This window comes from Campylobacter concisus, from assembly GCF_003048905.1.
GTDB lineage: Bacteria > Campylobacterota > Campylobacteria > Campylobacterales > Campylobacteraceae > Campylobacter_A > Campylobacter_A concisus_V.
Window position 1 is genome coordinate 41,169 of record NZ_PIRO01000005.1, and the last position, 11,137, is coordinate 52,305.

Genomic DNA, 11,137 nt, shown 5'->3' on the forward strand with positions numbered 1-11,137 from the left:
CTAAATAATTCATCAAACGGCGAATAAAATTTGCGGCCCAAACGGCTAAAGGACAAGGCAAAGGGCGTTTAACGCCCTTTTTATTTTTTTAAATTTAAAGAACACCTGCCCAAGAATTTACACGCCGGGCAAAAACCCGTAACGCCGACGATAATCGGGATTAACCCGATTAACGCCCAGTAGCTCTCGTAAAAATACCAAACTGCCGCCATAAAAACTAGCCCTAGTACGACCCTAATAATTCTACTTTTTACGCTTACCATATTTTTACCTTTTCTTGAAAATTTTATAAAGCGGGCAGTAGCCGTAATATCCCGTTAAAAGCGGAATTAGCCCAACCGTCCACAACCAGCAGTCGCAAATAAATCCGAAAATAAAAAACCAAATCGCCGCTATAATCAAACGTATAGTTTTATCTAAAACGCTCATTTTATCTCCTTTAAGCCAAAGCTTTTAGCATTCCGTTCATAACCATAGGTTTAAATCCGTAAATTTTAACCAGCCAACTCATATAGCTCTCCCTGGTAGCACCGAAGCACTCTAGCGTCGGAGCCGTTCCCTCCCAGTCAAACTCTACCATTATGGCCTTGCCGTATTTGGTGATAAAAGGGCAAGCCGTATATCCTGTAAATTTCTCGCTAGGTTCTCGTCCTTTTATCGTATCGGCTAAATTTTTAGCTAAGATCGGATACATTTTCCTAACGCTAGCTCCCGTTTTGCCGGCCGCAAATCCGCAAATATCGCCGATACCGAATATATTTTTAAATTTTGTACTTTGTAGGCTGTATTTATCGACGGCTAGGAAATTTAGCTTGTCGCCCTCTTTGGTTAGGCCGGCGCGAGCTAAAATTTCGCTTCCTTTTTGCTTAGGCGGCAAGTGAAGCCAGTCGTATTTTACGTCGATTAGCTCGGATGCGATTTTATCTTCGCCGTTTTGCCTATACGCCGTCCAAAACTCGAAAGTAGCGGTATTTGAGCTTTTATCGACGGCTACGATTTGGTGGCGAAGATTAAATTTTATCTTTCTTTTTATCATTATTTGAGTCATCGCCGCGGCATAAGTCGGATCGCCGAAAAGCTTGCCGCCGCCGACGTAAAGATTAACGCTGCCTTTATCGCGGTTACCGGCCAACCTCAGCCTATCTTCGCTCATGCATGTTACTTTTTTATTAGCGCCGCTACATTTCATTGGGGTTTTTTGATCACAAAATACCGCCGCGCCGCCGTTTTGAGAGAATTTTTTCATCAGCTCGTTGCTTTTTACGGCACCTTGTAGAGTGTAGACGGAGGATATGTTGCCGCTCGTATCGTTAATATCCTCTAAGCTCAGCCCCTTAACGGCCTCAAAATCGTATTCCACGCCGCTTGCTACGATTAGATAATCATACCCTAGTTCGCTCCCGTCGTCTAGGACGAGTAGATTGGCTTCGGGTTTTATCTCCGATACGTTTTTGCGTATCCACTCGGCTCCTTGCGGGATATAATCCGCTTTTTCGTAAACGACGTCGCTAGCTTCGTAAATTCCGACGGCAATTAGCGTAAAGCCCGGCTGGTAGTAAAATTTCTCGTCTTTATCCACGAGAATTACCTTGGCGTTAGGCATATCTCTTCTAAGTTTAGCCGCCAACGCGATACCGCTAAGTCCTGCGCCCATTATGACGATTTTAGAATTTATATCGTCGTTTTCGCCGCCCGTTGCCGAACAACCGCTCATACTCGCGGCTAGTCCCGCGGCCCCCATTAGCTTTAAAGCGTCTCTTCTTTGCAGTCCTTTCATAAATTCTCCTTTCAAACGAGTTTATGAAATGCTACATAAAAAAGGCCGCTCTCTCCGTAACAAAGTTACCTTAAAACGAGAATCTTAAGAAACAAGCCTTATTTCGCCGCGGCTTTGCGTTATTTGCCCGCTTCTCTCAAGCTCTTTTAGCACCCTAGATACCGCTTCTCTAGCGCTTCCTAGATGATTCGCCAGCTCTTCGTGAGTTATTTTTATAAAATTTTCGTTTAGATTTTCGATGCTTTGGGATAAAAAATTCATAATCCGCGCCGAAAGCGGCGAAAACAAAGCCTGCTCCATAACGTTTATCGTTCTGGCAAACCGATCGGCTACGATTTTTAGAGTAAAATTTAAAATGCTTGGATATTTTTCTTTAAGAGGTTTGTAAATTCGCGCCGGAATAACGATAATCTCGCTATCTTGCTCGATTTCGACGCTTACTTTATTTTCTAGCGAATTTATAGAACACGTATCGCACAGCACGCAACTCTCGTCTTTAGTTAGCCTAAATATCGTTATTTCCTTTGCGTTAGACGACACGAACGCCCTTAAAACGCCTTTTAGTATAAGGATAAATCCGAAGCAATCGTTTCCGGAGTAAAATATATCGCCCTTTTTTACGGTTTTTAGATACGCGTTAGCAAAGATCGCATTTAGATCCTCGCTTGCTAGATCGAAATTATTCGTAAACCTCTCGCGCAAAATTTCTTTTAACTCTTCGCTTAGCATTTTGCCCTTTCGTGACTTCGTTACAAAAATTTAACCTTATTATAGGTAATATTGCATAAAAATTTAATACGAAAAGAAAAACAATGCACGACGTTAAGAAAAACGACTCGCAAAGCAAAATAAAATCGCTGCCGATTATGCTTTTTGCCGGTACTATGGGGCTTGGAGGGCTTTGCGCGGCCTATAAGAAATTAAGCGAGATATTTGATTTACCGAGCGAGATATTCTCGGCGCTTAGAGCGTTAGACTGCACGGTATTTTGCCTACTTTCGGCGTTTTACTTCTTTAAGTTTTTAAAATTTAAAGAAGAGATAAAGGCCGAATTTTCGCACCCTATAAAGATAAATTTTTTCGGCGGATTTATCATCTCGCTTTTTCTTTTAGCTCTGGCCTACAAAGACGCGCCGCGACTATACTACTCGCTCTTTTACGCGGCTTTAGGCTTGCAAACGATTTTTACGCTTTACGTAATTTCTTTTTGGATTGACGAAAAATTCGATATCGCAATGCTAAATCCGGCATGGTTTATCCCCGTAGTGGGCAACTTGCTAATTCCGATCATAGCCGAAAAATCTCAAGAGATCTGGTATTATTTTAGTTTGGGGCTATTTTTCTGGATTATTTTATTCGCCGTTATATTTTACAGATTAGTCTTTTGCGATAGGTTAGCCGATAAATTCGTCCCGACGCTAGTCATTACGCTAGCGCCGCCGGCTATGGCGTTTTTAGGATACGTAAAATTAACCGAGCGATTCGACGCTTTTGCGGCGATACTGCTTAATATAAACGTATTTTTCGCCGCGCTTATACTTTTTTCGTATAAAAGATTTATTAAACTCAAATTCGCCCTATCGTGGTGGGCTTTTACCTTCCCGACGGCCGCTAGCTCCATAGCGTTTTTAAAAGCTTACGAAATTACGCAAAGCGATTTTTACTTAGTTTTAGGCGTCGGTGCTTTTGCGGCTCTAGTCGCTTCGATTTTGATAGTCGGATTTTTAACGGTTAAATCCATAATAAACGGCGAAATTTTTTCGGAAAAATAGCCTTAACTCAAAAATTTACTTTAGTAGTATTCGTAGCTGATTTCTAGCTTTTTATATAGGCCGATTTCCGTTATGTCGCCGTTTTCATAGTATTTGTCCGCGGGCTTAAATTTGACCGAGGTTTTATGCGTCAAATTTCCACGCTCGTCCCTCGTTATGTCTTTAAACTGCAAGATTTGCCAGATTTTTGCCTCGGAGCCGAAGTAATTTACCGACGTATACTCCATCTCGTCGCCGTTTGCGGCGTAGTAATAAACCCATTTTGAGTTCGGGCCTTGCGTGATTTTTTCGTATTCGCCGTTTGGCTTGCGCTCGAAGCTTATCTCTATACCGTGGCGCGGCTCCATATTATTTTCTATCCGCACTAAAACGCCCCTTTCATCGTAGACGTAGCTATCGTCCGTCACTAGCGTCCCGCCCGAATACACAGCCCGAGCGATCATTTTGCCGTCCTTGCCGTAGGTAGTTTTCTCCGTGCGGGGGTAAAATCTATCCTCGATATACCGTTTTTTGGCCGTCGCGACTAAATTTTCGCCGTCAAATTCGTATTCGTATAGATAAACGGCGCTGTCTTGATATTTTTTGCGCACTAACCCGTCTTTGCCGTACTCAAACAAAACCGAGCCGTTCGGTACGCCGTTTATATGCTCGGTTTCTTGCAGTATATAGCCGTTTTCGTTAAACTCCGTCCGCCTTACGCGCGTATTTTCTAGCGTCCCGGAGCCGTCCGTAGAGTATTCATACTCCGTAGCCGTCATGCTTTTTACCTCGCCTTTTAGCTCTCTTTTGTTCCAGTCGTTTTGCGGTAAAACGGCCGAGTTTAGATAACAAACCGCCAATGCCGCCGCTAAAATAGCCTTTAAAATTTTCATTTTTATCCTTTTTCAAATCACGCAAAGCCTAGATTAGTTTAGGCTAAAAAGCGGCAATACCAGTAAAATTCTATCTTTTACGAGTTTAAATCCGCGCTTGAAACCGACTTAAATTTTTAAGCAAGCCTGAGGCAATTTTCATTTCCTTGCGGTTTATTAACTTAAACCTAAGCTTCATTTGCCTTTTTAAAAATTTCTCTCATCTCTTCTTCGCTAAGCGGCTCAACTAGTATATTTGCGGCGTCTATGAAGCGATATTTTTCTTTTGGCAGATTTACCATAAAAGCGCCATATTCGCATTCGCCGAGCACGTGCGCGTCCCTATCATCTACGCCGACGACTAGCGTAAGTATCCAGCGCGAGACCTTTCTCTCTCCTAGAACTTCTTGCGCCTGCCACGAAGGAGAGGGGGCGTAAGGCAAGATAGTCGGTAAATTTTCGCTAAGCGTATATGCGCCAAAAATTTCGCTGCCGTCTTTATCTTCGTATAAATTCTCTCTTGCGCTATAAGCGTCAAGATACTGCACCCGCCTCATCATCTCATCAAATTTAGCCGCAGGGCTAGCGCTTGCAAAGATTTCATCTATCATAACCGCGTCAAACGCCACGTCGCGCTCCAGGCCAGAGATATAAAGCGTTTGATTTTTCTCTTTTGCGTCTTTTAACGCTTCAAGTCCCCACATTATGTCGGCTTCATAATCAAATTTTAAAATTTGCTCGCTATCGTAAATTTCTTCATTGTCGCACTCTATTTTCGAGCCGGTTTTGGCTGAAATTTTAGAAAGAAACAAAATCGCCGTCTGCCAATCGCCAACGCCGCTTGGAGTACAGACCCGAACGATATATTTGCCGTCTTCGTAGCTTAGCTCAAAGCCGCGAGCGCTCTTTTGCCATACGCCAGCAATCATCACGTTTTCGTTTAGCAAAAGCTCGCTCGGCTCGTCGTTTTGGCTATTAAAAAAGCAAAATCCCTCTATAAACTCTGAAATTTCGCGCTCGCTTAGCGCCTTTTCATATCCGCCCAAAAGCTTCTTTTTATTTTTTACCTTAAATGTTACGCTCATAAATTCTCTTTCGCCTACTCTAAAATGTCATCGCTTGATCGCACTGCCTAACACACTCGGACAAGATATCCATGCTGCCTTTCACCTCAGCCTCGAAATAAGGCTCTCCCGCATACAAACCGCACCTCGTTTGGCAGCTACCGCAAACCTTTAGCATAGCGCCGCTAGCGTAAAGCTCTTTTAACATCGCTACTAGATCTACGTCGTAGTTTTCCGGCTTTTTGGTGCTATTTCGCGCAAGGTCGACCGCGTCGTTCATTAGAAAAATTCTAACCTCTTCGCCTTTTTCTTTTAGCGTTTTAGCTAGCCTTAATGCGTTGTAAGCGTTGTCGGTACCGTTGTATGGTTGATTTGTAAGTATAAATAGAAATTTTTTCATCTTTTTCTCCTTTTGCCAAAAATGTAGTGCAAACCGGGCAAATTCTAGCCAAGCTATATAAAAAGAGGCTAAATTTATCTAAAAAGTAAAAGTACGCCGATCGTGCAGACGATAATGGCGGTGCAAATTTCAAGTAGCCTTAGGTGCGTTTGTAAAAATTTCTTTAGCATAGCTCCGCCAAGCGCATAGATATTTAGCGAGCAAAACTCGATAAAAACGAGCGTTGCCGTGATCAAGCACATACGAGCGAGACTAAAGGGATCGTCTTTATCCAAAAATGTAGGCAGTAAAGCCGAGAAAAATATCCATGCCTTTGGATTTGTGACGCAAACGATGAGTCCGTTTATAAACATCTGCTTTTTGCTTGGTAAATTTGAGACGTTTGTTATGCTAAGCTCGCTCTTGCCAAAAAGAAGCATCGCGCCAAGATAGAGCATATAAAGCCCTGCGATGATGTTTAGCGCCTTAAATGCGTACTCAAAATGATGAAGCACCGCACCCACGCCAAGCATACAGCAAAATGCCACGAAAGCAAGCGAAAGAAGCTGTCCGGTCATCATAATAAGCGAGTGTTTATAACCAAAACTCATACCGATACTCATCGCATAGGTCATGTTGATGCCTGGCATTAGTGAGATAGGAGCAAGTGTGGCAAAAAAGAGTAAGAAGTCCATAAAAAGCCTTGAAATTTAGCTAACGAATATAAAAATTTAAGCTATAAATCAGATCCAACGATCAAATTTATAGCTTAAATTTAAAAGGCGGACTAAGCCGCCTCTTTTTTAGTGAGTCAAGAAATATTCTTGAATTTTTGCTTTATTGTTTGTTTTTGTAAGCGCAAGCATCAAAAGCACTCTGGCTTTTTGCGCGTTTAGGTTGTCGCTTGTTAAAAAGCCGTATTTTGCGTCATCAACTTCGCCGTTCATAGTTGTCTCGCCACTTCCTACACGTGAGTCACGAACTACCACTACGCCAGCTTTTGAAGCCTCACCAAGTGCGTCAAGTACGCTAAAGTAAGGGTTGCCGTTACCAAGGCCAGCACTAACGATACCTTTTGCGCCGTTTTTAACAGCTATGTTTACAAAGTCAGGGTTGTCATTTGCGTGAGAGTAGATGATATCGACTCTTGGAAGCTCTTTTACACCCTCTAGGTCAAATGCTGATTTTGCTGTGTGTTTTCTGATCGGATTCATATAGTATTTTACGTTACCATAAAAGACTGTTCCGATTTTGCCGCTATTTGGTGATTTAAATGTATCAACGCCTGTTGTATTGGTCTTTGTCACCTCTCTAGCAGCGTGAATTTCATCATTCATAGTAACCACAACGCCCTTACCTACGCTATCTTTGCTAATAGCTACGTTTACAGCGTTAAATAAATTTAGTGGGCCATCTGCACTTAGTGAGCCACTATTTCTCATCGCACCTACAAGTACAACTGGCTTGTCGCTTTTAACAACTAAATTTAGAAAGTAAGCTGTCTCTTCCATAGTATCTGTGCCGTGAGTAACAACGATACCATCAGCTTTGCCGCTATTTAGAAGCTCGTTGATTCTATTTGCAAGCTTTAGCCAAACTTCGTTGTTCATATCTTGTGAGCCGATATTTGAAATTTGCTCGCCTTTTATGGTAGCGATCTTGTTGATATCTGGTACGGCTGCGATAAGTTTATCAACCGTAACAGTTCCAGAAGTATAGCTAGAATCAAGCGAACCTGAGCCGCTTCCTGCTATCGTTCCACCAGTGGCTAGGATGTAGATGGTTGGCTTAGCAACCGCTAAAGTAGCACCTAAAATCATGAGTAACACCGCCTTAAAGATTAAACGCATTTTAGCTCCTTTGCATTAAAATTTGCAAAGTCATTATAATGCCATTTATTTAAAAAAATTATTAACTTCTAAATTTTATATTTATTTAAAAAATTCTTATCAAAAACATATAAATTCCGGTTGAAATAACTATGCTAAGAAGGGTATTTTTAAATTTTAAATGCATCAAAATAGCTGTAAAAACCGCTACTATCTCGCTTAAGCCGTATGGAAACTCGCTAAATTTCGTATCTTTTAAGCCGTAGCAGACCAAAACAACCATTATCATCATACCCATATGCTTCTCGATGGCATCCAAATAAGGGTTTGGCTTATAGTTTCTTAATGCATAAAACGGTGTCGCCCTTGTGATGAAAGTAGCCAAGGCACTTAAAAGCACCGCTATAAACAGTATCATTTCACTTGAATTTACACTTATCAAATTTTATCCTTAAACAAAAGCAAAAATACAAAACAAAGCGTCATCGAGCCAACAAGCACAAATTTAGCTGGAAATAGGCTCACTCCAAGCACGCCAAAAAATGTCGCCGCAAAGAGCACGCGGTAATTTTTATCATTTTTAAACATCTCGATGACGACTACTATAAAAAGCGAGGTCAAACTAAACTCAAGCCCCTTCGTATCGGCCTTGATAAAGTCACCAAGTATCGCTCCAAGCAGCGTTCCAGCCGCCCAGTAAGACCAAGAAAGCACATTTAGCCAAGTAAAGACAAAACTTCGATCACTAGCCTCTTTTAGCCCCAAATTTTTAAATATCGCAAAGGTCTCATCTGTTAGCAAAGCGATGTTTAAGAGCTTAAATTTGATCCCGCTATACTCTTTTAAAAGTGAAATTCCATAAAAAGTGTGGCGCAAATTTACCAGATAGCTCACGATAAAAACCTCAACATAGCTCGTGCCGACGCTAAAGAGCGAAAGCATCATAAACTGCGCTGCTCCGCCATATCCAAGCATACTAAGCGCCACAGCGATAAATGCGCTAATGCCCATGCTTTTAGCCAAAATGCCAAAGGCGATGCCAAGAGGGAAAAAACCCATAAAGATAGGAATGGATAGTTTAAAAACGTAGTTAAATGTCAAATTTTTACCTTCATAAAAAGCCGAAATGTTAGCAAAATTTGAAAAATTTAGAGTAAAAATGGAGCTAATTTTATAAAATAATAAAAATTTATGGAGCCAAAAGATGAAAAAAGTAATTTTAATTTTATTTTGTGTTCTATTTTCTTGGGGTAAAAATTTTGATGCCACCAAGCTTGAAAGTGAATGCGCTTTAAATAACGTAGAAAGCTGCACCGATCTTATATATATCTACCTTGACAAAAATGAGCGCGATAAAATGTCAGCTATGGCAAACAAGGCCTGCGAGCTAGGCAATCCACACAGTTGTCTATTTTTAGGAAATATATATCTACAAAAAGACACACTAGCACAAGAGAAAGAAGAAGGGCTTAGGCTTTATAATAAGGCTTGCGAATTAAAAAATGCATTTGCTTGCTACACCCTTGCACTCATCTACGAAGCTGGAGATGCTGGTATACTGCAAAATAAAAATAGAGCAAAAAACTACTACAAAAAAGCCTGCGAGCTTGCTTTGGAAGAAGCATGCAGTAGCTTAAAAATTTCTCAGTAACTTTTATTCTTGCTCCTAAAAGTAGAAATTTTAGACGAGATGTGCCAAATTTTAATTTAGCCCAAATTAATGAGTCTATTTTATCGAGTCCTTGCCTTTTGGCGTTTTATTTAAAAAGTAAAATACCTCAAGCGTAAAAGAAAGCAGTATAAGCCCAACGATAGCTAGAGTCGCGTTCATACTACCTACCTTTTAAGCCCATTTACTATTTCAAGCATCGAATCGCTCGTAGTTATCGCCTTTGAGTTTGCCTCGTATGCGCGCTGACCAGTGATAAGATCGGTCATCTCTTCAACTAGCTGAACGTTACTCATCTCGACAAATCCTTGTCTGATCGTACCAAGTCCGTCAAGTCCTGCCACACCTACCACAACATTACCGCTAGCGCTTGTTTCTAGGTAGTTGTTGTCGCCCATTGAGTGAAGGCCAGCTGGGTTTATGAAATTTGCTAGCTCGATCTGACCTATCTGAGCCATCTCTCTCTCGCCTGCTTGAAGCACTGACACGGTGCCATCTGTGCCGATAGAAATTTGCGTCGCATTTGCAGGCACTGTGATCTGAGGGATTAGCTGATAGCCATCACTATTTACGATCGTGCCGTTTGCGTCAAGCTTAAATGCACCATTTCTAGTGTAAGCCGTCGTGCCATCAGGGAGTTGAATTTGAAAAAAGCCGTTGCCAGCTATTACCATATCTAGGTTGTTGCTAGTCTCTTTAAAATAGCCCTGAGAGAAAATTTTATTTATCGCTGTTGGGCGCACACCAAGGCCTACTTCGATGCCTGTCGGGCTTGTAGTAGTTTGGCTCGTAGCTGTGCCTGCATACTCCATGACTTGATACATAAGGTCAGCAAATTCAGCCCTATTTTTCTTATATCCATAGGTATTTACGTTTGCGATGTTGTGTGAGGTTACGTCTATCTGCGTCTGCTCGGCGATCATGCCAGTGGCCGCAGTGTAAAGTGATCTCATCATAGTTTTATCCTTTTATTAAGCTTTTAGGGCTAGTTTTTGAACAGCATCTTGGTTAAGGTCAGTCATGTGGCTTGTCATAACCTTTTGATACATATCAACTAGGCGCTGGGTTTCTATAAGACCCACCATTTCTAAAACTGGATTTACGTTTGACATCTGGGCATATCCTTGCATTACGCTATCAGCTTCATCAAGCTCATTTATGTCGTTAAAATTTCTAGTTTCAAAGAGGTTGTCGCCGACCTTTTTAAGATCTCTTATCTCTCTTGGCTGAGCGATAAAAAATTTAGAAAATTGATTATTATTTGAGTATAAATTTCCATTTTTATCAGCAGTTAGCACCTCACCTTGTGGTGCTTGAATGCCTCTTTGACCGGGGCTTTGTGCCTCATAGCCACTTGGTAAAACCTTATAGCCCTCCTTTGTGACGATATAGCCGTCGCCATCAAGGCTAAAAGAGCCGTTTTTGCTAAGCTTTACACCATTTGGGGTATCAACTAAGAAAAATGCGTCATCTCTTTTTATCGCAAAGTCAAGCGTGTTTGAGCTGTATTTAAAGCCACCGGCACTAAAGTCGGTGTACTCTTCACTTACTTGTGGTACGCGGTCAAGCGTTCTATTTAAAAATTTAGCTCCATCTTTTGTGTGATTTTTAAGCGGAAGCTCATCTTGCGTCTCTTTAAAAATTCTCGCAAAGTCACCGATAACTACGTCATTTCGTTTATAGCCGATCGTATTTACATTTGCAAGATTATTTGAGATAACGTTTAATCTATTAAACTGCGTTACCATGCCAGCTGTGGCTTGATAATAACCATTTTGCATAAAATTTCCTAATCA

Annotated in this window: 15 protein-coding genes; 2 read left to right on the top strand and 13 right to left on the bottom strand. The window is 41.3% G+C overall.

The window, feature by feature from the left end:
• Positions 1-80: 80 nt before the first annotated feature.
• From CVS95_RS08445 to CVS95_RS08460, 4 genes are all read right to left on the bottom strand, one after another.
• Positions 81-263 (bottom strand): DUF2892 domain-containing protein, encoded by a 183-nt coding sequence (locus CVS95_RS08445; protein ID WP_107696297.1) that lies wholly within the window; start codon positions 261-263, stop codon positions 81-83.
• A gap of 4 nt (positions 264-267) precedes the next feature.
• Complete coding sequence (locus CVS95_RS08450) at positions 268-429, bottom strand: DUF2892 domain-containing protein (RefSeq protein WP_021091464.1); 162 nt, start codon at positions 427-429, stop codon at positions 268-270.
• Between the two features lie 10 nt (positions 430-439).
• A complete protein-coding gene (locus CVS95_RS08455; RefSeq protein WP_085658304.1) occupies positions 440-1,777 on the bottom strand; it encodes an NAD(P)/FAD-dependent oxidoreductase in 1,338 nt (445 codons plus the stop codon).
• A gap of 84 nt (positions 1,778-1,861) precedes the next feature.
• Complete coding sequence (locus CVS95_RS08460) at positions 1,862-2,506, bottom strand: Crp/Fnr family transcriptional regulator (RefSeq protein WP_103619489.1); 645 nt, start codon at positions 2,504-2,506, stop codon at positions 1,862-1,864.
• Between the two features lie 83 nt (positions 2,507-2,589).
• Here CVS95_RS08460 and CVS95_RS08465 point away from each other — a divergent pair, with 83 nt between their 5' ends.
• Entirely contained in the window at positions 2,590-3,549 is a 960-nt protein-coding gene (locus CVS95_RS08465; RefSeq protein WP_107696298.1) for an SLAC1 anion channel family protein, read from the top strand.
• Between the two features lie 20 nt (positions 3,550-3,569).
• Here the strand turns inward: CVS95_RS08465 and CVS95_RS08470 are convergent, their stop codons facing one another.
• The 7 genes from CVS95_RS08470 to CVS95_RS08500 all read right to left on the bottom strand — a co-directional run bounded on the left by CVS95_RS08470 (position 3,570) and on the right by CVS95_RS08500 (position 8,773).
• Positions 3,570-4,421 (bottom strand): hypothetical protein, encoded by an 852-nt coding sequence (locus tag CVS95_RS08470; protein ID WP_107696299.1) that lies wholly within the window; start codon positions 4,419-4,421, stop codon positions 3,570-3,572.
• A gap of 167 nt (positions 4,422-4,588) precedes the next feature.
• Positions 4,589-5,485, bottom strand: a complete 897-nt coding sequence (locus tag CVS95_RS08475) for a DUF4299 family protein (protein ID WP_107696300.1) — start codon at positions 5,483-5,485, stop codon at positions 4,589-4,591.
• A gap of 19 nt (positions 5,486-5,504) precedes the next feature.
• Complete coding sequence (locus CVS95_RS08480; RefSeq protein WP_107696301.1) at positions 5,505-5,864, bottom strand: DsrE/DsrF/TusD sulfur relay family protein; 360 nt, start codon at positions 5,862-5,864, stop codon at positions 5,505-5,507.
• A gap of 74 nt (positions 5,865-5,938) precedes the next feature.
• Positions 5,939-6,538, bottom strand: coding sequence for a LysE family translocator (locus CVS95_RS08485; protein WP_107696302.1), 600 nt, complete (start codon positions 6,536-6,538; stop codon positions 5,939-5,941).
• 108 nt (positions 6,539-6,646) lie between these two features.
• On the bottom strand, positions 6,647-7,663 hold the full coding sequence (locus CVS95_RS08490; protein ID WP_413784127.1) for a type II asparaginase: 1,017 nt from the start codon (positions 7,661-7,663) through the stop codon (positions 6,647-6,649).
• A gap of 115 nt (positions 7,664-7,778) precedes the next feature.
• The gene (locus CVS95_RS08495) at positions 7,779-8,114 is read right to left on the bottom strand and encodes a branched-chain amino acid transporter permease (RefSeq protein WP_103577367.1); all 336 of its coding nucleotides are present in this window, start codon (positions 8,112-8,114) and stop codon (positions 7,779-7,781) included.
• Positions 8,111-8,773, bottom strand: a complete 663-nt coding sequence (locus CVS95_RS08500; RefSeq protein ID WP_107696314.1) for an AzlC family ABC transporter permease — start codon at positions 8,771-8,773, stop codon at positions 8,111-8,113. The genes CVS95_RS08495 and CVS95_RS08500 overlap by 4 nt, the downstream gene beginning before the upstream one ends.
• Positions 8,774-8,876: 103 nt before the next feature.
• On the opposite strand from CVS95_RS08500, the gene CVS95_RS08505 reads away from it, so the two are divergent.
• Positions 8,877-9,323 carry a tetratricopeptide repeat protein gene (locus tag CVS95_RS08505; protein ID WP_107696304.1) on the top strand — a complete coding sequence of 149 codons (447 nt, stop codon included), beginning with the start codon at positions 8,877-8,879 and terminating at the stop codon, positions 9,321-9,323.
• A gap of 185 nt (positions 9,324-9,508) precedes the next feature.
• Here CVS95_RS08505 and flgG read toward each other — a convergent pair whose 3' ends face one another.
• Together flgG and CVS95_RS08520 are read right to left on the bottom strand one after the other, a co-directional pair.
• Positions 9,509-10,297, bottom strand: coding sequence for a flagellar basal-body rod protein FlgG (flgG, locus tag CVS95_RS08515; protein WP_087583870.1), 789 nt, complete (start codon positions 10,295-10,297; stop codon positions 9,509-9,511).
• Positions 10,298-10,312: 15 nt separating this feature from the next.
• A complete protein-coding gene (locus CVS95_RS08520) occupies positions 10,313-11,122 on the bottom strand; it encodes a flagellar hook-basal body protein (RefSeq protein WP_107696305.1) in 810 nt (269 codons plus the stop codon).
• Between the last annotated feature and the right edge of the window lie 15 nt (positions 11,123-11,137).